Raw genomic sequence first — 24,797 nt, 5'->3', positions numbered from 1 at the left:
AAAGTGGTACGCGAGCTGGGTTTAGAACGTCGTGAGACAGTTCGGTCCCTATCTGCCATGGGCGTAGGAAAATTGAGAGGGTTTGCTTCTAGTACGAGAGGACCGAAGTGAACGCACCGCTGGTGTTCGGGTTGTGATGCCAATTGCATTGCCCGGTAGCTACGTGCGGAATAGATAAGTGCTGAAAGCATCTAAGCACGAAACTAGCCTCGAGATGAGTTTTCCCTGAAGAGATTCAGTAAGGTCCGTTTGAGACTAAGACGTAGATAGGTCAGGTGTGTAAGTGTAGTGATACATTGAGCTAACTGATACTAATGAACCGAGAGTCTTAACCTTACAACTCGGAGTTGTTTTGGGTTACGCGGAAGTTATTACTAGATGAGAAAATCATCGAAAAGAGAATAGAGATTGAAAAAACAGTTTGTTCCGGATTGAGAGATAAGTATTGATATGAGATAATGGTAGAAGATATCAATACTAATTGAAAGAGACAGGATATGTCTGGCGGTAATAGCGCGGTGGTCCCACCTGACCCCATGCCGAACTCAGAAGTGAAACGCCGTAGTGCCGATGGTAGTGTGGGTATTACCCATGTGAGAGTAGGGTGCCGCCAGACTTTTAAATATAGAGAGCCCAGCAGTCATGCTGGGCTTTTTGCTTTCTAAACAAAACTTATTTGTAGTGTATTTCTAGTTTATTCGATGTTTATTATACGTTTCAACAATAGGTGTTCTCACTGATGATATTGGTCGTAATTTATAAAGATAGGTTATGATAATGAATGAAGAATGGAAACCTATATTTCAAATAGAGTTAATGGATATTATTAACAGTCTACACATTAAAAAATTGCATGTTGGATCGTCTGATTCTCTTATTTGTGAAACGATGGGAGAACCAGAATTACCTGTAGCAAGACTGAATAGAAAATCAAAAATATTTAGTCATCTATATGGCAATGTCAATATTCTCTCTGAAAATAACATGGTAATAAGTATAAATATTGATATGCATTGTTTTAGAAAAAAAATGGTAGTTCTTGGTAGAATAAATAGCTGGAAACTTGATACTTGGTTAGAGTTATCAAAAATAAAAGATTGGCGTGTAAATAAATTTTGTGATGTGGTTCGACTTGAAGGAAAAGGAATAGTTATTTGTTTATTACCGAATGGAGAAGTAGGGATGATTTCTCTTTGTTGAATGGTTTTTAATCACTGATGTTGAGTAGTAATTTGCGAAAATACTGTAATGAATATTGGAGTTTGTCGAGGTAAATGTGTACATAGAGATCATGTGAAAATTATCGCTTGCTGAGTGGAGTAACTTCGACGGGAGACCAAATTGACTGTTTCCATTGTATGAAGTTATTAGTTAGAATTTCTTTTATGTAATTTTCAAATTTAGAATTAAAGTATTTATCAGATATTATTGTTATTTTAAGAGTATAATGTTCATCACATAATAACTCACTAAGCCTATCAATTTTGTCGATAACAGCAATACTAAAATTATCCAATTCCGCTCTGGCAATATAACGACCTTTTTCACCTTTACAGGATAATTTACATTTAAATGCTAGTTCTATCTTAGTCAGCATTTCTTCAAATGAATTATTACTATCAATAAGTACAAAAGTTAACCATCTTTCATTTATTTTCATAACTCTATTATCCTAGAAAAATTTAATGCTAAAATATTAAAAAATAAATATTATTTACATAAAATGTAGAAATTGTTTACGTGTTATCCGAAGTAATTTGTAATGAATATGCATAAAAAACAAAATTAGCGTCTTATTATAAACAATAGATATGACGTTTATATCATAAAGAAAAAATAACTGCCACTGATTTGATTAAACGCTTTATGGTCAGTTATCCGACTATTTATAACTAGCCTAAGAAAGCCTGATTGAAGCTTTTTATTCCTTTAATCTGTAAGAATGAATGTTCTTAAACCATTATTTATAGCTAGTCAAAGTTGAAAAATCCATCAAAACTAAATTAAGTCAGCAAGCTAAATGCTATAACAAAACCTATTAGGGGATAAACTTATAGGTTATTCTTTACAAGAATAAAACCGATTTGTGTTCCTTTTCCTTGTTCGGTAACAAATGCGCCAACTGCGCAAATCAGTTGTTCGTTGTAGTAAATTAGAGGGATTCGAGTTCGCATCCATGGTGGAATATTATGCTCTTGCCATAGTTTTTTTATTGATCGTGAACCATGGCGATTAACAATTTGAAATTTTCCTTGAGCATGGAATCTAACGGTGATTTTTTCATCTGCTTGTGGTAAGCGGCAACATAAATCAGTTTGATAATTAACTTGTAATTCGCCAACATTATCTGGAAGTGTTAATGGCAACGCTAAATCCCAGTTTAGGATTTGCTGTTCAATATCTTGATATAATGCTAACAAATAAAGTTGATTTTGATAACGGCGAACTTGTTGGTTATTAAAGATAAATTTCGGATTAGCATCTTCTTTTGCTAATGCAACGGTTTGCCAAATTAATGTTATTTGTTGGCGTGTTGGCATATTAATATGATTGTGTTTAAACCACATGCGTAAAATTGCATTTCGTTTATACTCGGAATAGTCCATTAATGGTGCAATAGCCAGTTGATTTTGTTCGGTGATAACTTGCTTAAATTCTACCAATAATAACTCATTAATTAACGTTTCTTGTTGTTGACATAATTCCGCACTGCGTGCAACCATTTGCGAAAAATGTGGCCAGCGTTGATTAAGAATTGGTAAGACTTTTAAGCGTAAAAAATTACGGTCGTAGTGATCATCTTGGTTGCTTTCATCTTCTATCCAATTGAGTTGATGTTTATTCGCATAGGTTTCAATTTGTGATCGTGATATTGTTAATAAAGGTCGAAGATGTTGTTGATTTTCCCTTGGCATTGCGGACAATCCCGCAGGTCCACTGCCACGTTTCAATGCCAAGAAGAAAGTTTCACATTGATCATCAAGATGTTGAGCTGTACATAACGTTTCATCATCTTTTAGATGGTGATATATAGCTTGGTAACGTGCATTTCTAGCTTGCTCTTCAATATTACCCGCTATGGGATCAAGTCTGACTTTTTCAATAATTATTGGAACTTGCCATGTTTGGCATTGTTGACTGCAATGCGTTGCCCAGTTGTCAGCATTGCTACTCAAACCATGATGAATATAGATCGCTCTTAGTTCTAAATTTGGTAACAATTGTTTTTTAAGCTTAACAAGCACATGCATTAATACCGTTGAGTCAACACCTCCACTATATGCAACCAGTAGCGCTTTGTGGTGTTTTATATTATGAAAAACTGTTTGTTTTATTATTTCGTCACACGTGATTTGGTTTTGATTATTCATCTTCTACTTAATTATGCTAAACTAAACATTCGTAATGCATTGGTTTTATATAGATTCATTTTTTATAGCTTGATTCTGTCTAAACCAGCAGCAAGATCGGCGATTAAATCATCGGGATCTTCAAGACCTATATGAAGACGAATTAAAGTTCCTTTAAAATCAATACCAGATACAGGTCTAATTTTTGCTAGTTCTTCGGGTTGATTGGCTAAAATTAATGATTCAAAACCACCCCATGAGTAAGCCATTGAGAAATAAGTTAAGTTATCAATAAAATCAGATAATTGCTCGTCAGTTAATCGATCTTTGAGTACAAAAGAAAATAATCCACTTGCACCTGAAAAATCACGTTTAAAAAATTCATGCCCCTTACAACTTTCTAATGCTGGGTGATTGACGGTAGCAACTTTAGGATGATGAGCTAACCATTTTGCTACTTTTATGCCATTTTCGTGGTGTTGCTTTAATCGTATTGCTAATGTTCGCAATCCTCGTGTGGCTATATAAGCGGTATCCGCATCGCACATTTGTCCCATTAAGTAAGAACGTTCGCGTAATTTTTCCCAACAGCGTTTGTTAGCAACAGCAGTGCCTATCATGGCATCAGAATGACCGATTAGGTATTTTGTACCTGCTTGTATTGAGATATCAATATCATGATCTAATGCTTTAAATAATACGCCGGCGCTCCATGTATTATCGATCATAATAATAATTTCTGGATTGGCGCTGCGAATTGCTTTAACCATTGAAGGAATATCATGAATTTCCATCGTAATGGAACTTGGTGATTCTAAAAATACGACTTTGGTATTGGGTTTAATTTGATTTGTAATATTGTGCCCCACTAATGGCGTAAAGTAATCTGTTTCAACACCAAAATTTTTTAAAATTTGCTGACAAAATTCTTGAGTAGGTTCGTAAGCGGCTTCAGACACTAATATATGATCGCCAGCTTGAACAAAAGCTAAAATAGCATTAGCGACGGCAGCTGCGCCACAAGGGTATAGATAGCAACCAGCTCCACCTTCGATTTCAACCATCGCATCTTGTAGCGCAAAATGAGTTAATGTACCACGGCGTCCATAAAATAATGCACCATTAGCACGGTTTTTGGTTGCTTCTTTTTTTGTTTCAATTGAATCAAAAACCAATGATGATGCACGTTGAACAACCGAATTAACAGCGCCTTGTGTATAACGCTTTTTACGTCCTGCATGAACTAATTTTGTTGGTAATGACATAATGATACACCCTTGCTACTATTTATTAAGGTTGATATTTTTATTAATTTTGATAACAGTTAGCATAGCATGCTGTTAAAATAGTAAAAAATAAATTTTATTAATATTTTCTTGCCAATTATGCTAATTGTTCAACTTGCTTGTCTTAAGGATGCTGACATTGATTTTTCACTGTTGCCTCAAACGCTTCTTGATGAAGCGAATAATTTAAGTGGCCAACGTAAAAAACAGTTTTTAGTTTGCCGATCAATTTTGGCTCATTTGCTTAAACAATACTGTGATATTTCGATGTTACCTGTTATTAAGGTTGGAGATAATGGTCGTCCCTCTTTTTTAGAGCCACACTTACCAGATTTTAATATTAGTCATAGCCAAGATTGGGTAGCAGTTGCGATTTCGTTAGTAGGTAAGGTTGGTTTAGATATCGAAGTAGCACGTCCACGAAAAAATTATTTGAAAGTAGCTAAAAATTTTTTTGCTGATGACGAATATCAATGGATGACTAAACAAGATGATACATTAAGAGCCTTTTGGCAACTATGGACATTAAAAGAGTCTGCATTAAAGCTTTATGCTAAAGGTGTTTGGCAAATAAAATCGGTTAACGTCGATTTAAAACAGCAGATGATTATGGCACCTTTTGCACAAGAATTTTATTATCAATATCGACAAGTGGATAATGTTCATCTGTCGGTGAACAGCAATCAACCGATCACTAAATTAATTTTGTTGCCTTAATACAATGTTTTTCCATTATTTATTATGGCGCGATAATGGCTTGTTATTTATTAAACCAGATAGATATCTTGAATTCTTTTTCTATTAGTTTCGTTTAATTGATATTCCTGTGATAACCAATTGTCAATTGTACCGTGACGCGTTTTAATTGCATTCAGTGCCGCAGTTAGATACTCTTTTTTGGCGGCAAAAATTAATTTGCGTTTTTCAAACTCATCAGGCGTCATTTTATGTTGATATTGGCTTAATATATTTTCACGATAATCTGACAATAGCTGTTCTGTTAGTAAATAATCTTGCATGACAGTTTCTTCACTAACACCCAAAGCAAACAATGTTAATGCAACGCCAACACCTGTACGATCTTTACCAACAGCACAATGTTGTACCAATGGTCTACCTTGTGAGTTTAGTAGGATTGAGGAAAGTTTTTGATATGCTGTGTTATTAAATGGTAGTAGCTGGTAAAGCTTAATCATAAAATCAAATGGAGCATTTTTTTTAAGTGTTTGGTGAGCATTGCCTAGATCACTTGTTAAACTTGCGGTGATCGTATTACTCAACGGATTAGCTGGTACATTAATATAATGAGTATTTTGCCATAATTTATCTGGATTTCGCTCAATTTCATCAGGATCGCGATAGTCTAAAACGTAGTGCAGATTTAGCTGATTAGCTAAAAAAGATTGCTCTTGTTGTGTAATAAGCGAGAATGCGCCTGAGCGGTATAGTAGACCCGATCGAATTTGACGTCCATCAATTGTTTTGATTCCACCTAAATCACGAAAATTAATCCCATTTTTTATTGGTACAACTGATGTCATAACCCGTCCCTATTTATTTTTAACTTTACTTGCTATATTAACACGTTTCTGATTAGAATTAACTCATTGTTATGTTGTTTATCAATTTTTTGAGGTTTTTACTATGTCGATGTTATCTGTTTTACTAACTGATAAACCTGCATCAAAACAGTGGGGAAAAGATGCATTACTGAGCTTTTCTAACGAGGCGATTACTATTCATTATAAACCGGAACATCGCTTAGGGGCGATTCAACGTGCAGGTCGAAAGTTAGATAACCAAGGAATAAATTCGGTTAAACTAAGCGGTGAAAATTGGGATATCGAAGCTTGTTGGCATTTTTGGTTGGGCTATCGTAATGCCAAAAAAAGTACAAAAGTAACTTGGTCAGAACTCAACACCAAAGACAAACAAGAATTGAAACATCGTATAGAAATTATTGATTGGTGTCGGGATATTATTAATGAACAAGCTGAAACATTAAGTCCTGTTGAGTTAGCCACACGAGCAGCTAAGTTAATTAGCACTTACTCATCTGCTGTGACTTACAACATCATTTCAGGTGAAGCTTTAAGAGAGCAAGATTATATGGGCATTTATACGGTTGGAAAAGGTTCGGATCGGCCAGCGGCTTTGCTTGAACTAGATTATAACCCAACCCAAAATCCTAATTCACCGATAACAGCCTGTTTAGTTGGTAAAGGTATTACCTTTGATTCAGGAGGATATAGTTTAAAACCAAGTAATTTTATGGAGTCAATGCGCTCAGATATGGGTGGGGCTGCGTTAGTAACAAGTGCATTAGCATTAGCCATTGCGCGCGGTTTAAATCAACGTATTAAACTTTATCTATGTTGCGCGGATAATTTAGTCAGTGGCAATGCGTTTAAATTAGGCGATATTATTCGTTACCGTAACGGTAAAACGGTTGAAGTTGATAACACTGATGCAGAAGGGCGACTAGTTTTGGCTGATGGTTTAATTTGTGCTGATAATGACCAGCCTCATTATATTATTGATTGTGCAACACTGACTGGAGCGGCTAAGATTGCGGTGGGGAATGATTATCAGTCATTACTTTCGTTTGATGATAAATTTGCTAGCCAATTGTTAGCTAGTAGCGATATTGAGCATGAAGCTTTTTGGCGATTACCATTAGCCGACTTTCATCGTTCGCAATTCCCATCATCATTTGCTGATATAGCAAATTCAGGTATACCTAATACTGCTGGGGCAAGTACTGCTGCGGCTTTCTTATCGCATTTTATTAAAAATTATCAAAAAAATTGGCTACATATTGATTGTTCTGCAACATTCCGTAAAAGCGCCACAGCTCTATGGGCAACAGGGGCAACAGGTATTGGTGTGAGGACAATTGCTAATTTACTTAGTCAGCTTAAATAAACAAAAAACCACTTTTAAAAAGTGGTTTTAAAGTGGTTTTTGTTAACAAAGTGCAATTTTAATCATTTTTAATAACAATTGCTTTTTTGATATAAATAGGCTCAACTGGCACATTTTGATGTGGTCCCACGCGTTTAGTTGGGACACTAACAATTTTATCAACTATATCCATCCCTTTAGTTACTTTACCAAATACAGCATAACCATATTGTTCTGGTGATTTGTAATTAAGGAAATCATTGTTTACTACGTTGATAAAAAATTGACTGGTTGCGCTGTTTATTTCACTCGTTCTTGCCATTGCAATGGTGCCACGATCATTTTTTAAACCATTGTCTGCTTCATTTTTAATTGGTGGATTATTCTCTTTAAATTTTAGTTGATCATCAGCGCCACCACCTTGAATCATAAATCCAGGAATTACACGGTGGAAAGTTAAATTTTCATAAAAACCACTATTAACATAATCAAGAAAGTTTTTAGTGGTAATTGGCGCATGTTCGCTGTCTAGTTCAATCTCAATATCGCCCATACTGGTTTGTAATAAGACTTGAGGAGTAGCTGAGGCGACAGTTGAAAAAATTGTTAGCAGTAATGTTAAAATTAATAGTTTGATTTTTCTCATATAATAAAAACCTCTTTCCATTTGAATTGGCTGATTATACCGAATATTAAGCTAATTTAAATAACAATTATGCAAAATCGGATAATTTTTTGTGCTGTATATCGTATAACGATTTAATTATATTTAATTAAAAAATTGATTGGTCTATTTTATTGATGTTAACCTGATTTTAAACATTAATAAGATAAGGAGTTATAAAAAATGTTTTTTATAACTCCCTTTTTTATACTAACCGTTTTTATACTGAAACATAGTGTAACCTGAAACTTTTTTACAAAAAAACTGTTAAATTTTATGCGATGTATTTTGTGTGATATGCCTTTATTTCTATCTCATCATGGCATTTGTAGCCAATGTGTTCAAAATATACCTAAATTTAATAAAGTCTGCCATCAATGCTGTTTACCACATTCTTTATCGACTGATATATGTTATCGGTGTCGTGCAAAGAAACCTTATTGGGATGAACTTATTGCTGTTTCTGAGTATGTTAATCCTTTAAAAAAATTGATTCATCATCTAAAGTTCTACAACAAAATTGAATTGAGTACTGCATTGGCAAGATTGATGTTTTTGGCTTGGTATCAACGGCGAGAAATCGATGCGTTAATTAAGCCCGATTTGGTCACTTGTGTGCCATTGCATCATTTTCGTTATTGGTCTCGTGGTTTTAATCAAGCTGAGTTATTGGCAAAACCGATTGCAAGATGGTTAGATTGTGAATTTTATCCTTATTTACTATCTCGAACGTCAAATGTACAAGATCAAAAAAAACTATCTCTTACAGAGCGAATCACTAATGTTGAAAAGCTTTTTACATGCCATCAAAATCTTTCACATAAATCAGTAATGCTTATTGATGATATCGTTACAACAGGTAATACGATTAATGCAATTAGTCAGCAACTAAAAAATTGTGGAGCAACGAATGTTTATGTTGTTTGTTTATGCCGTACAGTATTGTAAAATCCTAAACAACCCCTATAATAACCAAGAGAGTTAGTCAACTATTATTATTAATATATTATAAATGATGTTAGGTTTGTTTATTACCTAACTACATTAAAGTGAGGGATTATGTCTATTATCACTATTTCTGAATCAGCTCAACAGCACTTTAAAAAATTGCTTGCTAATCAACCTGATGGAACACAAATTCGAGTATTTGTTATTAACCCTGGTACTCCAAGTGCTGAATGCGGTGTTTCGTATTGCCCTGCTGATACTATAGAAGATAGCGATATAGAAGAACGGTATGCTGATTTTTCAGTTTATATTGATGAAATTAGTGCGCCATTTTTAGAAGAAGCTGTCATTGATTATGTGACTGATGAATTAGGTTCGCAGTTAACATTAAAAGCACCAAATTCAAAAATGAAAAAAGTAGCTGATGATGCACCTCTTATTGAGCGTGTTAATTACGCAATTCAAGCACAGGTCAATCCGCAATTAGCTAGCCATGGTGGCCATGTTAGTTTAGTGGAGTTGACCGAAGATAATTATGTTGTTTTACAATTTGGTGGGGGGTGTAATGGTTGCTCAATGGTTGATTATACTTTGAAAGAAGGTATTGAGAAGCAATTAATGGCAGAGTTTCCTGAACTCGCTGGTGTAAAAGATATTACTGAACACCAAGCTGGAGCTCATTCTTTTTGCTAATAATGGCAGAAAATAATTTTTATTTAAATCTTGCTTATTGCTGGGATTGAGTCATAATCGGATAACGTTTGCCATTTGACATTCTGATGGGGTTTTATGAATCAAGTTAGTATTATTTCAGATCTTATCGTTTGGATTGAAAAAAATTTGGAACAACCATTATCTATTGATCATGTTGCACAAAAATCAGGTTATTCAAAGTGGCATTTACAACGTATGTTTAAAGAGGTAACTGGTCAAGTTCTTGGTACTTATATTCGACATCGTCGTTTAACTTATGCTGCGCTTGCTTTACGCATGACAAGTAAGCCTATTTTAGATATTGCGATGCAATATCGTTTTGATTCTCAACAAACATTTACTCGTTCTTTTAAAAAACAATTCAATGAAACTCCAGCAAGTTACCGACGAGGAGATATTTGGGATCCTACAGGATTAACTCCTGCTATTGAGCTTAATAAAAACCGGTTTTCATTGCCTGAGCCAAAATTTGTTAATATGCCTCAAAAAACGTTTTGGGGTATCACCTTTAAAAATAATTGCAATTTGAGTCAATTATTAGATGAAGAAAATAAACTAAGATCGCAATTTTTTCATAATTATATATCTCGTTGTGGCAATACATGTGAAAACTTGCCAGATAAAATTTATGCTTTTAGCCGTATATTGAAAAGCAAAGATAATGCTAATGAACAAGAGCTTTTTTATACAATTGCTTTAGATCAGAATAATAATTTAGAGCATATTGAGCAGATAGTTAATGAAGGAGGATTGTATCTTTGCTTTAGATATATTGGTTCTCCTGATGAGTTTGGCGATTTTATTTCACAAGTGCATTTAGCTGCTATGCCAGCATTAAAGGTACGCTTACGTTGCTCTAGTTGTGTAATTGAGATTCATCATAATCTTCGCGATGACTCTGTTGAATCGTTTAAGGATATTAAGCATATGGAGTGTGATTATTGTGTGCCGGTTGTTGCTGATAGTGAAGTCAATATCCAATCAAGTTTATAGTTATAATATGATATAAAAATCTGCTATTAGATATTGACTGAATTATTTAGTTATCTGAGTTTAATAAAATCTTTTCTAACCACTGTTTAAATTCTGGAGTTGTTTCTTTTAGGCTATTAGAGCCTCTTGTTACAGTTGCAATACCAATTTTTAGTTGCTCTTTAAGTTGGCGTTGATTGATTGAACCATCAAGTAATGAATGTACGATTTTAACTCGAGTAATTAAAGCATCTCGCTCATCGGCTGTCATTAGTAATTTTAATATATCCAGTGAATAACCATCGTTAAATGCTTGGTGTAATAATTCAACTGTTTGTTTCCATTCGTTAGTTTTCATTATAATCACCATTAATATTGTTTATTAAATTCATTTGAGCTAAGAAAATTGACATTTTTTTGCCCTAAGATTACTTGATAAATATAATCATATACCAATACGTTTTTGACGTAATTACGTGTTTCAGTAAACGGTATACTATCGATAAATGCTACTGCATCAAGTTTTCCGTTACTCTTTTTTAGCCAGCGCTTAACATTATTTGGACCAGCATTATAAGCGGCTGAAGATAATATACGATTTTTATCATTTTGTAGATAAGCAGTGTTTAAATAGGTAGTGCCTAACTGTATATTTGTTTGAGGATCAAACAATTGTGCTGATGAAATATAAGTTAATGAATTAACTTTTTTAGCTGTCTCTTTTGCTGTAGCTGGCATTAGTTGCATTAATCCACTGGCGCCGACAGGTGATTTGACAGTAGTATCAAGTGCACTTTCTTGGCGAGAAATAGCTAAAGCATAAGATAAACCAATAGCTTTATCTTTTAATTCATTGTTATATAAATCTTTGTACATAATAGGCAAACGCTCTGTCCAGTTATTCCAGAGTTTGCCTGCAATGGTTGCTTGAATACTAAGATCCCCCCACCCTTTTTGTAAAGCATATTGAGATAATGCTAAATATTCATTCTTATTTTTTTGATTATTTAACATATATCGCCATTCGTAGCTTGATTCTGAAAGCATTCCTAAATAACGTAATTCGTTAATTCTTTTTACATAGGGTTGATTGTCGTATTTGCTTTTTAAGGTTGATATTTCTGATGGTGTAATCTTTGGTGATTGGTTATTGATCGAATAAGGTTGATTAAGAGTTTGTGCACTTATCATGCCATAAAACCCACGTTTGGTTGTGAGTGTTTGCAAAATTTTGTTAGCTTCACTTTTTTTATTATTATTTAATAAAACTCTAGCTTGCCAATATTGCCAGTCTTCTTTTAATTGATCTTCTGGTGATAGTTGTGCTATCCAATAAGCGATGTCTGTGAAGTTATAGTTATCGATAGCAAGGCGGATACGTTTTTCAACTAATGTTGTATCGTGGTATTTTTCAATATAGCTATCACGCCATTTAATTTGTTCATCTGTTGCAGAATTTTTAAAGTAGCTGTTAGCTAAACTCTTTTGTAATGCTACCTGCTCTGCTTTACTTAAAGTTTGCTGTTTAACTAATTTTGGTAATAATGCTGCAGCTAAATTCATATCAGCTTTTACTAAGCGAGGGAATGATGATAAGACAACTTTTTTAGTGAAAGAGCTAGCTTTAATATTTTTTGAAAAATCTTCTAATTTTTTAGGATTATTAAGAACAGCTAGTAAATTGATTTTTGTTGTTTTGTAGTTGTCATCAAGTAAATTAGCTAGGTGTTTGGCTAATTTTAAATTATTTGCATCAATAGCAAGTTCGATACGTAATAGTATTAAATTAGCTGTCCGTTTACCTGCTTGAGCCCAAGCGTCAAGTAATGGATCGCATGCAGAAGGAAGTTCTTTGCCTGTCATCCAAAGAGATTCAACAGAGCTAAAAGCAACCTCGTTATTTCCTTGTTGTAGTAATGCATATTGATAACGACAGTTAGAGAGTATGGAGTTATCTTTTGGGAACGAAACGATTGAATTCCAATCTTGACGATTGCTTAATTCGCTTAAATAAGATTGTGTTAATGAAGCTGTTAGCGGAAAATTATTATATTGATTAATAAAATCGCTTACCATTTGTGGTGAAACGATTTTAATATTACTCTGAAAAAACTGTACAGCAGCATAAGGATACAATGGATAATCTTTTATGGTAGAGAGTAATGTTTGCTGTTCTTCAAAGTTAAGTGATTGATAGGAGTTAAGCCATTTTTGATAATTTTCTCGACCTTTTTGATAACTATCTGCATAAATGTTACCTGTGAACAATAGGTTAATTATCAAAAAATAACGTAATACTAATTTCATCCTTTAACTCCTATGTTAATTTAGTTTATTAGATTAGCATATTAAGCTATGATTCGTCGATAATGAACTGCGGTTTAATTCCTACTAAAACACTCAACTAAATACTTGACTAAATCGAAAGGATATATACAATATGCATACACACATATAAAGGAATGCTCAATGAAACTGACATCAAAAGGGCGATACGCGGTGACAGCAATGCTTGATGTTGCTTTACATGCAGATTCAGGACCGGTATCACTAGCTGATATTTCAGAACGTCAAGAAATTTCACTTTCTTATCTTGAACAATTGTTTGCTCGATTACGAAAAAATGGTTTGGTGCGCAGTGTTAGAGGCCCTGGTGGCGGTTATATACTGAGTCGTTCTATGGATCAAATTGCTATTAGTTCAATTGTTAAAGCTGTCGATGAAACAGTGCATGCGACAAAATGTCACGGGCAAGATGGATGTCAAGGCGGTGTTAGATGTTTAACCCATACACTGTGGAATGATTTAAGTGAACGAATTGAGGACTTTTTAACTAGCATTACATTGAGTGAATTGGTCAATAATAAAGAAGTTAAAGCTGTTGCTAGCCGACAAAGTAATATACAACACGTTCAAATTAATTAATAAAAATAGAATACAGAATTTTTCATTGGGAGTAATTAATGAAACTACCTATTTATATGGATTATGCAGCGACAACGCCTGTAGATCCTAGAGTTGCTGAAAAAATGATGCAGTATTTAACGCCAGACGGTATATTTGGTAATCCAGCATCTCGTTCCCATAAATTTGGCTGGCAAGCTGAAGAAGCCGTTGATATTGCCCGTAATCAAATTGCCGATCTTATTGGTGCTGATTCACGCGAAATTGTCTTTACGTCAGGGGCAACTGAAGCTGATAATTTAGCAATTAAAGGTGCCGCTCATTTTAATCAAGCCAAAGGTAAGCACATTATTACTTGTAAAACTGAGCACAAGGCTGTGCTTGATACTTGTCGCCAACTTGAGCGAGAAGGTTATGAAGTAACTTATTTAACGCCAGAATCCGATGGGATCCTTGATCTTGATAAACTTGCAACGGCTATGCGTAGTGATACAACCGTTGTATCAATTATGCATGTCAACAATGAAACGGGTGTAATACAAGACATCGAAAAAATTGGTGAGATGTGCCGTGAAAGAGGTATTGTTTTTCATGTTGATGCAACCCAGTCTGTTGGTAAATTACCAATTGATGTAGCTAACTTAAAAGTTGATTTAATGTCATTTTCTGGTCATAAAATTTATGGACCAAAAGGTATTGGTGGGCTTTATGTAAGGCGTAAACCGCGTGTTCGTATTGAAGCTCAAATACATGGCGGTGGTCATGAACGAGGCATGCGCTCTGGTACTTTACCTGTGCATCAAATTGTGGGCATGGGTGAAGCGTATCATATAGCTAAACAAGAGATGGTTACTGAAATGCCTCGTTTATTGGCTTTAAAAAATCGTTTATGGGATGGTTTAAAAGACATTGAAGAGGTTTATTTAAATGGTTCTTTGGAGCACAGTGTGCCAAATATCTTAAATGTGAGTTTTGCTTACATTGAAGGCGAATCGTTGATGATGGCTTTAAAAGATTTAGCTGTTTCCTCTGGTTCTGCATGCACATCTGCGAGTTTAGAGCCGTCTTATGTATTACGAGCATTAGGGCTTAATGATGAGCTGGCTCATAGTTCAATTCGATTTTCTATTGGTCGTTTTACCACAGAAGAAGAAATTGATTATGTCATTAAATTAATCAGAGAATCTATTGGGAAATTAAGGGATTTATCGCCTCTTTGGGAAATGTTTAAAGATGGCGTTGATTTAACAAAGATTAAATGGTCAGCACATTAAAATTGGGAGTAAATTATGGCATATAGTGAAAAAGTTGTTGATCATTATGAAAACCCACGTAACGTTGGTTCGTTTGATCAAAATGATCCTAATGTTGGTAGTGGTATGGTTGGCGCACCAGCGTGTGGTGATGTGATGCGTCTACAAATCAAAGTGAATGACAACGGTATTATTGAAGATGCTAAGTTTAAAACTTATGGTTGTGGTAGTGCAATTGCATCAAGTTCTTTGGTTACAGAATGGATAAAAGGTAAATCATTAGACGAAGCAGAAGCTATCAAAAATACGGATATTGCTAAAGAACTTGCTTTACCTCCGGTTAAAATTCACTGTTCAATTCTAGCGGAAGATGCAATTAAAGCTGCTATTGATGACTACAAAACCAAAAAAGGACAACGTTAATGGCAATCACATTGACTAATAGCGCAGCTGATCGTGTTCAAGCTTTTTTGGCTAATCGTGGAAAGGGTGTTGGGTTACGATTAGGTGTTAAAACATCTGGTTGTTCTGGTATGGCTTATGTTTTAGAGTTTGCCGATGTGATTAATGATGATGATAGTGTCTTTGAAGATAAACATGTCAAAGTTATCGTGGATAAAAAAAGCTTAGTTTATATTGATGGTACTGAACTTGATTTTGTTAAAGAAGGATTAAATGAAGGTTTCAAGTTTAATAATCCTAATACGAAGCACGAATGTGGCTGTGGCGAAAGCTTTAATGTGTAATCGGGCACAATAATTATGGTTAATTACTTCGAGCTATTTAGTTTGCCAGCTCAATTGCCGGTGGATGTCGCTCAACTAACAACTCATTATCAGCAATTGCAAAAGCAATATCATCCAGATAATTTTGCTGTTGGAAACGATATTGATAAAGTGGCAATTGTTCAAAAGTCAGCAATCATTAATGATGGTTATCATACGTTAAAAAATCCAATTAAAGCCGCTGAGTATTTTTTATCTCTACAAGGTTTTGACGTAGCAACTGAACAAAGTATTATTCATGATACTGATTTTTTAATGGAGCAATTTTTTTTACGTGAAAGACTTGATGATATCGAACGTAAAGATAATTTTGAATTATTAGATGATTTTTATGCTGAGATTGTTGCTTGTCAAAAGATAGTTTATAACGAATTATTACAATTTATTACTAATCAAGATTGGTCAAAAGCACTTAATCAGATCTATAAAATTCGCTATCTTGCCAGATTGATTGAACAAATCGAAAAGTTACAAGAAAAGCAATTTGATTTATAATTTAAGATAAGTAACATATCGATAGAGATAGATTAAATGGTATTATTACAGATCAGCGAACCAGGACAAACTCCACTACCACATCAGCGCCGCCTTGCTGTAGGAATTGATCTTGGTACAACTAATTCATTAGTAGCAACGGTACGAAGTGGACAAGCAGAGGTATTGCCTGATTTAGAAGGTAATCCGCTATTGCCATCCGTTGTGCATTATGGCATCGATCATGATGATAACTTTGTTATCACGATTGGAAAAAATGCCAAAGATAATGCTGTGAATGATCCGCAAAATACAGTTAGCTCTATTAAGAGATTAATGGGGCGAAGTTTATCTGATATAGATTTATCACAATTTCCTTATACTTTTTCACAAACTGAAAATGGTGTTCCTTTATTAAATTTGCCTAATGAGCAAGTAAATCCAATACAAGTTTCATCAGAAATTTTGACAGCGTTAGCTGAGCGAGCAAAAGAGAGTTTACAAGGTGAAATTGATGGTGTGGTTATTACTGTGCCAGCTTATTTTGATGATGCACAACGGCAAGCAACAAAAGATGCTGCCAAATTAGCTGGTTTGCATGTATTGCGCCTACTTAATGAACCTACAGCCGCTGCGATTGCGTACGGTTTAGATTCAGGGAAGGAAGGTATAATCGCTGTTTATGATTTAGGTGGCGGTACTTTTGATATTTCTATTTTACGCTTAAATAAAGGTGTTTTTGAGGTTCTAGCAACTAGCGGTGACTCAGCTCTTGGTGGTGATGATTTTGATCGGCTACTTGCTGACTATATAAAAGAGAAATTAGGATTAACTAATAATATAGATCCTTATATTAATCAAAAAATCAGTAGCCAAGCTACCGAAATAAAGATTTTATTAAGTGAGCAAGATTTAGCTGTATTTTCTCTGGATAATCAATCTTTGACTATTACTCGCCAGCAATTTCAACAATTAATTGAGCCATTGGTTAAACGCACTTTAGCTGTTTGTCGCCGTGCATTGAAAGATGCCGAGATTAATGTGGATGAAGTAGTTGAAGTTGTTATGGTTGGCGGCTCTACTCGTGTGCCATTAGTGCGAGAATTAGTAGGGAATTATTTTAAAACTAATCCCTTGATATCTATCGATCCTGATAAAGTAGTTGCTATTGGTGCAGCTATTCAGGCCGATATTTTGGTTGGCAATAAACCCGATTCAGATATGTTATTGCTTGATGTGATCCCATTGTCGTTAGGCATTGAGATCATGGGTGAATTGGTCGAAAAAATTATTCCACGTAATAGTACAATTCCGTGTGCAAGAGCTCAAGAGTTTACAACTTTTAAAGATGGTCAAACCGCGATGATGGTTCATGTTTTACAAGGAGAACGTGAAAGTGTTGCTGATTGTCGATCTTTGGCTCGTTTTACTCTGCAAGGTATTCCAGCAATGCCTGCTGGTGGTGCGCACATTAGGGTGACTTTCCAAGTTGATGCTGATGGTTTATTAAGTGTAACAGCAATGGAAAAATCAACGGGTATTGAAGCTGCTATCCAAGTAAAACCTTCATATGGACTGACTGATAATGAAATTGCCGATATGATTCAAGATTCAATCAGTTACGCACAGCAAGATAAACAGATTCGAATACTTGCTGAACAAAAAGTTGAGGCAGCTAGAGTGCTTGAAAGCTTGCAAAGTGCTTTAGATAAAGATGCTGACTTATTAGATGAAAGTGAACTAAACCATATTTTAATTGCTAAGCATCAATTACAAGCTGTAAGTGAGTCAAATGACAGTTATGCAATTGAAAAACAAATTAAAATTGTTGATAAAGTAACACAAAATTTTGCAGCTAAGCGAATGGATAGGTCAATTCGACATGCGTTAACTGGCCATAACGTTGATGATATTTAACTAACGAGATTATTATGCCAAAAATTACTTTTTTACCGAATGCGGAGCTTTGTCCAGATGGAAAAACTGTTGATGCCCAAGAAGGCGAATCCATTTTAGAAGTGGCATTGCGCAATGATATTGAAATCGAGCATGCTTGTGAAATGTCATGTGCTTGTTCAACATGCCACTGTATTGTGCGTAAGGGATTTGATTCGCTTGAAGTAAGCGATGAGCAAGAAGATGATATGTTAGATAAAGCCTGGGGAGTTGAACTGCATAGTCGTTTAAGCTGTCAAGCTCGTGTCACGAATGAAGATTTAGAGGTCGAAATCCCAAGATATAGCCTTAATCATGCCAAAGAAGATCATTAGGAAGTTATCATAATGATTATCCATTATGGGTTAATATAAAAATAACATTAAATCTGGTTATTTGATTGAAATTTGGTAATTGTAAATTAATAACCAGAAAAAGCTTCCCATCTTTAAACCCAAATATCTGTATTTATTCCTTGCCGTTAGTTAACTAACAGAGTATAATCGGCTCACTTTGTTTATTGCCTTTATGTAAGCAAATGAGAAAAAGATATAATTGTTATATAAAAAATAGCTAATTATATCAACAATACTCCCGATTTGGGGGTTACGAAAAAGAACGGATTACACTCTCCTGTCAATCGAAACAGGGAAAGAGGAGTAGTCTTTTGTTATAACTTTTAAATAATGGAGCTCTGGTCTCATGTCGAACCAAAGAATCCGTATCCGGTTAAAAGCGTTTGATCATCGTTTGATTGATCAATCAACTGCTGAAATTGTAGAAACTGCGAAGCGCACAGGTGCGCAAGTTCGTGGTCCTATTCCATTACCGACACGCAAAGAGCGTTTCACTGTATTGATTTCTCCACACGTAAATAAAGATGCGCGTGATCAGTACGAGATTCGCACTCATAAGCGTCTAGTTGATATTGTTGAGCCAACTGAAAAAACAGTTGATGCTTTAATGCGTCTAGACCTTGCTGCCGGTGTTGATGTGCAGATCAGTTTAGGTTAATCCTAAGCTGAATGATTGAGAGGTCGAAATAATGATTGGTTTAATCGGTCGTAAAGTAGGAATGACGCGTATCTTCACTGAAGATGGTGTTTCTATTCCTGTCACCGTAGTTGAAGTTCAAAGCAACCGCATTACTCAAGTTAAAACACTTGAGAATGATGGTTATCAAGCTATTCAGGTTACTACTGGCAGCAAAAAAGCAAGCCGCGTAAACAAACCTGAAGCAGGTCATTTCGCTAAGGCTGGCGTTGAAGCTGGTCGTGGTCTATGGGAATTCCGTTTTGAAGAAGGCGAATTTTCTGTAGGTCAAAGTATTAACGTTGATATCTTCGCTGACGTTAAGAAAGTTGATGTTACTGGAACATCTAAAGGTAAAGGTTTTGCTGGCGTTACTAAACGTTGGAATTTCCGTACTCAAGATGCTACTCATGGTAACTCTTTGGCACACCGTGGTCATGGTTCTATTGGTCAAAACCAAACTCCGGGTAAAGTGTTTAAAGGTCGTAAAATGGCAGGTCACCTAGGTAATGAACGTGTAACTGTTCAAAACTTAGATATTGTACGTGTTGATGCTGAACGTAATCTTTTATTAATTAAAGGTGCAGTTCCTGGCGCAATCAATAGTGACGTAATTGTTAAACCGGCAATCAAGGCTTAACGTCGAGGAGATAGAGATGGAATTAGTAGTAAAAGACGCGAAAGCGCTTTCTGTTTCCGAAACTACCTTCGGACGTGAGTTTAATGAAGCGTTAGTTCATCAAGTAGTTGTTGCTTATGCATCTGCTGCTCGTCAAGGTTCTCGCGCACAAAAAACTCGTGCAGAAATCGCTGGTTCAGGTAAAAAACCATGGCGTCAAAAAGGTACCGGTCGTGCTCGTTCAGGTTCAATTAAGAGCCCAATCTGGCGCAGTGGTGGTGTAACATTTGCAGCAAAACCACAAGATCATAGCCAAAAAGTTAACCGTAAAATGTATCGTGGTGCATTAAAGAGTATTTTCTCTGAATTAGTGCGTCAAGAACGTTTAGTTGTGGTTGAAACATTTACTGTTGAAGCACCTAAGACTAAATTATTAACTCAGAAATTAAACGATATGAATCTTAATGATGTTCTTATTATCGCTTCTGAAGTTGATGAAAATCTTTTCTTAGCAGCACGTAACTTACATAAAGTTGATGTGCGTGATGTGGCAGGTATTGATCCAGTTAGTTTGATTGCATTTGACAAAGTGGTTATCACAGTTGATGCCGTTAAACAAGTAGAGGAGATGTTAGCATGATTCGTGAAGAGCGTCTGCTTAAAGTCCTGCGAGCACCACATGTTTCTGAAAAAGCATCTATTTCAATGGAAAAAACAAATACATTAGTATTGAAAGTTGCTAAAGATGCTACTAAGAGAGAGATTAAAGCCGCAGTTGAACAACTATTTGAAGTTAAAGTAGATGACGTTAATACACTTGTTGTTAAAGGTAAAGTTAAACGTCGTGGTCAACAAATCGGTCGCCGTAGCGACTGGAAAAAAGCTTACGTTACTTTAGCAGAAGGTCAAAATTTAGACCTTGCTGGCGTCGCTGAGTAATTCGGAGGAGTAAGAACAATGGCAGTTGTTAAGTGTAAACCTACATCTCCGGGTCGTCGCCACGTTGTTAAAGTGGTTAACCCAGAGTTGCATAAAGGTAAACCTTATGCACCGTTGCTTGATTCAAAAAGCAAAACTGGTGGTCGCAATAATAATGGTCGTATCACTACCCGTCACATTGGTGGTGGTCATAAACAACATTATCGTATTGTTGACTTTAAGCGTAATAAAGATGGTATTCCAGCAGTTGTTGAACGTTTGGAATATGATCCAAACCGTAGTGCAAATATTGCATTGGTTTTATATAAAGACGGTGAACGCCGTTATATTTTAGCGCCTAAAGGCTTAAAAGCAGGTGATCAGATCCAATCTGGTGTTGATGCAGCAATTAAAACAGGTAACTGTTTACCAATGCGCAATATCCCAGTCGGTTCTACTGTGCATAATATTGAAATGAAACCAGGTAAAGGCGGACAAATTGCTCGCTCTGCTGGTAGTTATGTTCAAATCGTTGCGCGTGATGGTGCTTATGTAACATTACGTCTACGTTCAGGTGAAATGCGTAAAGTATTATCTGATTGTCGTGCCACTATTGGTGAAGTTGGTAATTCAGAGCATATGCTTCGTGTATTAGGTAAAGCGGGTGCAACGCGTTGGCGTGGTGTTCGTCCTACTGTTCGTGGTACAGCAATGAACCCGGTAGACCACCCACATGGTGGTGGTGAAGGTCGTAACTTTGGTAAACATCCTGTGTCTCCATGGGGTCAAAAAGCCAAAGGATTGAAAACGCGTAGCAACAAACGTACTGATAAGTATATTGTTCGCCGTCGCAATAAGAAATAATTAATATAGAGGATTAGCTATGCCACGTTCTCTCAAGAAGGGTCCTTTTATTGACCTACACTTGCTGAAGAAGGTAGAGAAAGCGGTGGAAAGCGGGGACAAGAAACCAATTCGTACTTGGTCCCGTCGTTCAACGATCTTTCCTAACATGATCGGTTTGACCATCGCTGTCCATAATGGTCGTCAGCACGTTCCAGTTTATGTTTCCGACGAAATGGTTGGTCATAAATTGGGTGAATTCGCGCCGACTCGTACTTATCGCGGCCATGCGGCTGATAAGAAAGCTAAGAAGAAATAAGTAGGAGAAAGAGATGGAAACAATTGCAAAGTACCGCCACGCTCGTTCTTCTGCACAAAAGGTTCGCTTAGTTGCAGATCTTGTTCGCGGTAAGAATGTGTCTCAGGCACTAGATATTTTAACGTACACCAATAAAAAAGCGGCTGTACTTGTTAAAAAAGTATTAGAGTCTGCTATTGCTAACGCAGAGCATAACGATGGTGCTGATATTGATGATCTAAAAGTTGCGAAGATTTTCGTAGATGAAGGCCCAACCATGAAGCGTATTATGCCTCGTGCGAAAGGTCGTGCAGATCGAATTTTGAAGCGTACGAGTCACATCACCGTGATCGTTTCAGATCGCTAGGCTGGAGAATAGCAATGGGTCAAAAAGTAAATCCAAATGGTATCCGATTAGGCATTGTCAAGCCTTGGACATCTACATGGTATTCGGGTACAAAGACATTCGCTGATAATTTAGAAAGTGATTTTAGAGTGCGTGAATTCTTAAATAAAGAATTATCTCAAGCGTCAATCTCTAAGATTGTGATCGACCGTTCAGCAGAAACTAACGTTCGTATTACTATTCACACTGCTCGTCCGGGTATCGTGATTGGTAAAAAAGGCGAGGACGTTGAAAAATTACGTAATGCCGTAGCTTCTATTGTCAATAAATATAAAGACAAAAGAGAAAAACGTGATGTTGCAGTACAAATTAATATTGCTGAAGTTCGTAAACCAGAACTTGATGCTAAATTAGTTGCTGATAGCATTACTTCTCAGTTAGAACGCCGTGTTATGTTCCGTCGTGCTATGAAACGTGCGGTTCAAAATGCAATGAAGGCGGGTGCTAAAGGTATCAAAGTCGAAGTAAGTGGTCGTTTAGGCGGTGCTGAAATTGCTCGTAGCGAATGGTATCGTGAAGGTCGTGTACCTTTACATACATTACGAGCTGATATTGACTATGGTTTATCTGAAGCATTAACTACCTATGGTATTATTGGTGTTAAAGTGTGGATCTTCAAAGGTGAGATCCTTGGTGGTATGGCTGCCGTTGAACAAGCAGAAAAACAACCTGCTGCTCAACCGAAAAAGCAGCGAAAAGGCCGAAAACAATAAGGAGCGTCGCTGATGTTACAACCAAAGCGTACAAAATTCCGTAAAGTGCACAAGGGCCGCAATCGTGGTCTTGCTGTAAGTACTGACGTTAGTTTCGGTACATTCGGTCTTAAGGCTGTAGGTCGTGGTCGTTTGACTGCGCGCCAGATCGAAGCAGCACGTCGTGCAATGACTCGTGCAGTTAAGCGTCAAGGTAAAATCTGGATTCGAGTTTTCCCTGATAAACCAATTACCGAAAAACCACTTGCAGTGCGTATGGGTAAAGGTAAGGGTAACGTTGAATACTGGGTTGCTCAGATTCAACCAGGTAAAGTCCTTTATGAAATGGACGGTGTACCGGAAGAAGTTGCTCGTGAAGCATTTGCGTTGGCAGCTGCAAAACTGCCAATTAAAACCACCTTTGTGATTAAGACGGTGATGTAAATGAAAGCAAAAGAGCTACGCGAAAAAAGCGTTGAAGAGTTAAATACTGAACTTCTTAATTTATTACGTGAGCAATTTAACTTACGTATGCAATTAGCTGGAGGTCAGTTAACACAGACTCATATGTTAAAACAAGTGCGTCGTAATATTGCACGTGTTAAAACATTATTAACTGAAAAGGCGGGTGCGTAATATGACTACTGAAGTAAAAATTCGTACTCAGCAAGGTCGTGTTATTAGCGACAAAATGGATAAATCTATTACTGTAGCTATTGAACGTAAAGTGAAGCATCCGTTATATGGTAAGTTCATTAAACGTACGACTAAATTGCATGTACATGATGAAAACAACGAGTGTGGTATTGGTGATACTGTAGAGATTAAAGAGTGTCGTCCATTATCAAAAACCAAATCTTGGACTCTTGTTCGAATCGTTGAAAAAGCAGTTATTTAATCTTTTTTTGATTGAAAACTGTACATAATATAATAAACGGCTGAACGGCCGTTTATTTTATGCTATCCATTTTATTTGAGTGGTGTTATACTATGCATCCTCACGTAAGTGGGTTTTTGGTTGTCTATTCTTATCCATGGTAGTTGAGGTGGATGAAGGTAGATTAGACAATAATTAATTTATACGGAGCATTAAAATGATCCAAGAACAGACTAGGCTAGATGTTGCCGATAACTCTGGCGCACGTAGCGTAATGTGTATCAAGGTTCTCGGTGGATCGCACCGTCGTTATGCAGCAGTAGGCGATATCATCAAAGTTACCATTAAAGAAGCAATTCCGCGTGGTAAAGTTAAAAAAGGTGATGTACTTAAAGCTGTTGTTGTGCGCACTAGAAAAGGTGTTCGTCGCCCTGATGGATCTGTCATTCGTTTCGATCGCAATGCTTGTGTTATTTTAAATAATAACAGTGAGCAACCGATTGGTACGCGTATTTTTGGACCGGTCACTCGTGAACTTCGCTCTGAGAAGTTTATGAAGATCATTTCATTAGCACCAGAAGTACTGTAAGGAGCGGGTAATGGCAGCGAAAATCCGTCGAGAAGATGAAGTTATCGTGTTAACTGGCAAAGATAAAGGTAAACGCGGTAAAGTTAAGAGTGTTTTGTCTACAGGCAAAGTGATTGTTGAAGGTATCAATTTGGTGAAAAAACATCAAAAACCAGTACCTGCATTAAATCAAGAAGGTGGAATTGTTGAAAAAGAAGCAGCTATCAATGTTTCTAATGTGGCAATTTTTAATCCAGCTACAGGCAAAGCAGATCGCGTAGGCTTTCGTATTGAAGACGGTAAAAAAGTCCGTTTTTATAAGTCTACTAATGAATTAATCAATTAAGTAATTTGG

33 protein-coding genes and 2 rRNA genes are annotated in these 24,797 nt (G+C 36.1%); 28 read left to right on the top strand and 7 right to left on the bottom strand.

Going from position 1 to position 24,797, the window contains the following annotated elements; translation table 11 throughout:
• From ACGH6S_RS03390 to ACGH6S_RS03380, 3 genes are all read left to right on the top strand, one after another.
• Window positions 1–336: ribosomal RNA gene (locus tag ACGH6S_RS03390) — 23S ribosomal RNA — on the top strand; the annotation flags it as partial.
• Between the two features lie 164 nt (window positions 337–500).
• A 5S ribosomal RNA gene (gene rrf / locus ACGH6S_RS03385) occupies window positions 501–616 on the top strand.
• A gap of 161 nt (window positions 617–777) precedes the next feature.
• A complete protein-coding gene (locus ACGH6S_RS03380; RefSeq protein WP_174799312.1) occupies window positions 778–1,200 on the top strand; it encodes a hypothetical protein in 423 nt (140 codons plus the stop codon).
• 100 nt (window positions 1,201–1,300) lie between these two features.
• Here ACGH6S_RS03380 and ACGH6S_RS03375 read toward each other — a convergent pair whose 3' ends face one another.
• The 3 genes from ACGH6S_RS03375 to metC form a co-directional block, all read right to left on the bottom strand.
• Complete coding sequence (locus tag ACGH6S_RS03375) at window positions 1,301–1,660, bottom strand: hypothetical protein (protein WP_411578325.1); 360 nt, start codon at window positions 1,658–1,660, stop codon at window positions 1,301–1,303.
• 391 nt (window positions 1,661–2,051) lie between these two features.
• The gene (gene tilS / locus ACGH6S_RS03370) at window positions 2,052–3,371 is read right to left on the bottom strand and encodes a tRNA lysidine(34) synthetase TilS (RefSeq protein ID WP_174799315.1); all 1,320 of its coding nucleotides are present in this window, start codon (window positions 3,369–3,371) and stop codon (window positions 2,052–2,054) included.
• Between the two features lie 62 nt (window positions 3,372–3,433).
• On the bottom strand, window positions 3,434–4,615 hold the full coding sequence (gene metC / locus ACGH6S_RS03365; RefSeq protein ID WP_174799316.1) for a cystathionine beta-lyase: 1,182 nt from the start codon (window positions 4,613–4,615) through the stop codon (window positions 3,434–3,436).
• Between the two features lie 120 nt (window positions 4,616–4,735).
• On the opposite strand from metC, the gene ACGH6S_RS03360 reads away from it, so the two are divergent.
• Complete coding sequence (locus tag ACGH6S_RS03360) at window positions 4,736–5,353, top strand: 4'-phosphopantetheinyl transferase family protein (protein WP_297225774.1); 618 nt, start codon at window positions 4,736–4,738, stop codon at window positions 5,351–5,353.
• A gap of 50 nt (window positions 5,354–5,403) precedes the next feature.
• On the opposite strand, the gene ACGH6S_RS03355 is transcribed toward ACGH6S_RS03360, so the two are convergent.
• Window positions 5,404–6,177: a tyrosine-protein phosphatase gene (locus tag ACGH6S_RS03355; protein ID WP_411578324.1), complete on the bottom strand. Its 774-nt coding sequence runs from the start codon at window positions 6,175–6,177 to the stop codon at window positions 5,404–5,406.
• A 103-nt stretch (window positions 6,178–6,280) separates the two neighbouring features.
• On the opposite strand from ACGH6S_RS03355, the gene pepB reads away from it, so the two are divergent.
• Window positions 6,281–7,561 carry an aminopeptidase PepB gene (gene pepB, locus ACGH6S_RS03350; RefSeq protein WP_411578323.1) on the top strand — a complete coding sequence of 427 codons (1,281 nt, stop codon included), beginning with the start codon at window positions 6,281–6,283 and terminating at the stop codon, window positions 7,559–7,561.
• A 58-nt stretch (window positions 7,562–7,619) separates the two neighbouring features.
• On the opposite strand, the gene ACGH6S_RS03345 is transcribed toward pepB, so the two are convergent.
• Window positions 7,620–8,186, bottom strand: coding sequence for a peptidylprolyl isomerase (locus ACGH6S_RS03345; protein WP_296300506.1), 567 nt, complete (start codon window positions 8,184–8,186; stop codon window positions 7,620–7,622).
• Window positions 8,187–8,501: 315 nt separating this feature from the next.
• Between ACGH6S_RS03345 and ACGH6S_RS03340 the strand changes: the two genes are divergently transcribed.
• The 3 genes from ACGH6S_RS03340 (at window position 8,502) to robA (ending at window position 10,859) form a co-directional block, all read left to right on the top strand.
• Window positions 8,502–9,152: a phosphoribosyltransferase family protein gene (locus ACGH6S_RS03340; protein ID WP_296300507.1), complete on the top strand. Its 651-nt coding sequence runs from the start codon at window positions 8,502–8,504 to the stop codon at window positions 9,150–9,152.
• Between the two features lie 117 nt (window positions 9,153–9,269).
• Window positions 9,270–9,845, top strand: coding sequence for a Fe-S biogenesis protein NfuA (gene nfuA / locus ACGH6S_RS03335; protein WP_065561041.1), 576 nt, complete (start codon window positions 9,270–9,272; stop codon window positions 9,843–9,845).
• A gap of 96 nt (window positions 9,846–9,941) precedes the next feature.
• Window positions 9,942–10,859 carry an MDR efflux pump AcrAB transcriptional activator RobA gene (gene robA / locus ACGH6S_RS03330; protein ID WP_065611182.1) on the top strand — a complete coding sequence of 306 codons (918 nt, stop codon included), beginning with the start codon at window positions 9,942–9,944 and terminating at the stop codon, window positions 10,857–10,859.
• Window positions 10,860–10,905: 46 nt separating this feature from the next.
• Here the strand turns inward: robA and trpR are convergent, their stop codons facing one another.
• Window positions 10,906–11,196, bottom strand: coding sequence for a trp operon repressor (gene trpR / locus ACGH6S_RS03325; RefSeq protein ID WP_296318064.1), 291 nt, complete (start codon window positions 11,194–11,196; stop codon window positions 10,906–10,908).
• 11 nt (window positions 11,197–11,207) lie between these two features.
• A complete protein-coding gene (sltY, locus tag ACGH6S_RS03320; protein WP_411578322.1) occupies window positions 11,208–13,145 on the bottom strand; it encodes a murein transglycosylase in 1,938 nt (645 codons plus the stop codon).
• A gap of 162 nt (window positions 13,146–13,307) precedes the next feature.
• Between sltY and iscR the strand changes: the two genes are divergently transcribed.
• From iscR to rplX, 20 genes are all read left to right on the top strand, one after another.
• The gene (iscR, locus tag ACGH6S_RS03315) at window positions 13,308–13,763 is read left to right on the top strand and encodes a Fe-S cluster assembly transcriptional regulator IscR (RefSeq protein WP_065589729.1); all 456 of its coding nucleotides are present in this window, start codon (window positions 13,308–13,310) and stop codon (window positions 13,761–13,763) included.
• A 38-nt stretch (window positions 13,764–13,801) separates the two neighbouring features.
• Window positions 13,802–15,016 carry an IscS subfamily cysteine desulfurase gene (locus ACGH6S_RS03310; RefSeq protein ID WP_065561025.1) on the top strand — a complete coding sequence of 405 codons (1,215 nt, stop codon included), beginning with the start codon at window positions 13,802–13,804 and terminating at the stop codon, window positions 15,014–15,016.
• 15 nt (window positions 15,017–15,031) lie between these two features.
• Entirely contained in the window at window positions 15,032–15,418 is a 387-nt protein-coding gene (iscU, locus tag ACGH6S_RS03305) for a Fe-S cluster assembly scaffold IscU (protein ID WP_034911174.1), read from the top strand.
• On the top strand, window positions 15,418–15,741 hold the full coding sequence (gene iscA / locus ACGH6S_RS03300) for an iron-sulfur cluster assembly protein IscA (protein ID WP_065561024.1): 324 nt from the start codon (window positions 15,418–15,420) through the stop codon (window positions 15,739–15,741). Before iscU ends, iscA begins: the two co-directional genes overlap by 1 nt.
• A gap of 15 nt (window positions 15,742–15,756) precedes the next feature.
• Entirely contained in the window at window positions 15,757–16,275 is a 519-nt protein-coding gene (gene hscB / locus ACGH6S_RS03295; protein WP_296318062.1) for a Fe-S protein assembly co-chaperone HscB, read from the top strand.
• Between the two features lie 36 nt (window positions 16,276–16,311).
• Window positions 16,312–18,171 (top strand): Fe-S protein assembly chaperone HscA, encoded by a 1,860-nt coding sequence (gene hscA, locus ACGH6S_RS03290; protein ID WP_296318061.1) that lies wholly within the window; start codon window positions 16,312–16,314, stop codon window positions 18,169–18,171.
• Window positions 18,172–18,185: 14 nt separating this feature from the next.
• Window positions 18,186–18,524 carry an ISC system 2Fe-2S type ferredoxin gene (gene fdx / locus ACGH6S_RS03285; protein WP_174799325.1) on the top strand — a complete coding sequence of 113 codons (339 nt, stop codon included), beginning with the start codon at window positions 18,186–18,188 and terminating at the stop codon, window positions 18,522–18,524.
• 367 nt (window positions 18,525–18,891) lie between these two features.
• Window positions 18,892–19,203, top strand: coding sequence for a 30S ribosomal protein S10 (gene rpsJ, locus ACGH6S_RS03280; protein WP_006120582.1), 312 nt, complete (start codon window positions 18,892–18,894; stop codon window positions 19,201–19,203).
• 31 nt (window positions 19,204–19,234) lie between these two features.
• Window positions 19,235–19,861, top strand: a complete 627-nt coding sequence (gene rplC, locus ACGH6S_RS03275; protein ID WP_034911162.1) for a 50S ribosomal protein L3 — start codon at window positions 19,235–19,237, stop codon at window positions 19,859–19,861.
• Between the two features lie 16 nt (window positions 19,862–19,877).
• Window positions 19,878–20,480, top strand: coding sequence for a 50S ribosomal protein L4 (rplD, locus tag ACGH6S_RS03270; RefSeq protein WP_034911160.1), 603 nt, complete (start codon window positions 19,878–19,880; stop codon window positions 20,478–20,480).
• Window positions 20,477–20,779 carry a 50S ribosomal protein L23 gene (gene rplW, locus ACGH6S_RS03265; RefSeq protein ID WP_034885052.1) on the top strand — a complete coding sequence of 101 codons (303 nt, stop codon included), beginning with the start codon at window positions 20,477–20,479 and terminating at the stop codon, window positions 20,777–20,779. Before rplD ends, rplW begins: the two co-directional genes overlap by 4 nt.
• 18 nt (window positions 20,780–20,797) lie before the next feature.
• The gene (gene rplB / locus ACGH6S_RS03260; RefSeq protein ID WP_034911158.1) at window positions 20,798–21,622 is read left to right on the top strand and encodes a 50S ribosomal protein L2; all 825 of its coding nucleotides are present in this window, start codon (window positions 20,798–20,800) and stop codon (window positions 21,620–21,622) included.
• 19 nt (window positions 21,623–21,641) lie between these two features.
• Window positions 21,642–21,920, top strand: coding sequence for a 30S ribosomal protein S19 (gene rpsS, locus ACGH6S_RS03255; protein ID WP_024496505.1), 279 nt, complete (start codon window positions 21,642–21,644; stop codon window positions 21,918–21,920).
• 13 nt (window positions 21,921–21,933) lie between these two features.
• Window positions 21,934–22,266, top strand: coding sequence for a 50S ribosomal protein L22 (rplV, locus tag ACGH6S_RS03250; protein WP_034947997.1), 333 nt, complete (start codon window positions 21,934–21,936; stop codon window positions 22,264–22,266).
• 14 nt (window positions 22,267–22,280) lie between these two features.
• Entirely contained in the window at window positions 22,281–23,018 is a 738-nt protein-coding gene (gene rpsC / locus ACGH6S_RS03245; protein ID WP_065561018.1) for a 30S ribosomal protein S3, read from the top strand.
• A gap of 12 nt (window positions 23,019–23,030) precedes the next feature.
• The gene (rplP, locus tag ACGH6S_RS03240) at window positions 23,031–23,441 is read left to right on the top strand and encodes a 50S ribosomal protein L16 (RefSeq protein WP_034911153.1); all 411 of its coding nucleotides are present in this window, start codon (window positions 23,031–23,033) and stop codon (window positions 23,439–23,441) included.
• Entirely contained in the window at window positions 23,442–23,633 is a 192-nt protein-coding gene (gene rpmC, locus ACGH6S_RS03235; protein ID WP_034902373.1) for a 50S ribosomal protein L29, read from the top strand. It abuts the gene before it with no gap.
• A 1-nt stretch (window position 23,634) separates the two neighbouring features.
• Window positions 23,635–23,895, top strand: a complete 261-nt coding sequence (gene rpsQ / locus ACGH6S_RS03230) for a 30S ribosomal protein S17 (RefSeq protein ID WP_034911151.1) — start codon at window positions 23,635–23,637, stop codon at window positions 23,893–23,895.
• Between the two features lie 196 nt (window positions 23,896–24,091).
• Window positions 24,092–24,463 (top strand): 50S ribosomal protein L14, encoded by a 372-nt coding sequence (gene rplN, locus ACGH6S_RS03225; protein WP_025314392.1) that lies wholly within the window; start codon window positions 24,092–24,094, stop codon window positions 24,461–24,463.
• Window positions 24,464–24,473: 10 nt separating this feature from the next.
• On the top strand, window positions 24,474–24,788 hold the full coding sequence (gene rplX, locus ACGH6S_RS03220; protein ID WP_065561017.1) for a 50S ribosomal protein L24: 315 nt from the start codon (window positions 24,474–24,476) through the stop codon (window positions 24,786–24,788).
• Window positions 24,789–24,797: the final 9 nt, after the last annotated feature.

This window comes from Gilliamella sp. BG3 (assembly GCF_046635605.1).
Lineage (GTDB): Bacteria > Pseudomonadota > Gammaproteobacteria > Enterobacterales > Orbaceae > Gilliamella > Gilliamella bombi.
The sequence above is the reverse complement of the archived record's forward strand: the minus strand, read 5'-3'. Positions and strand labels throughout refer to the sequence as shown.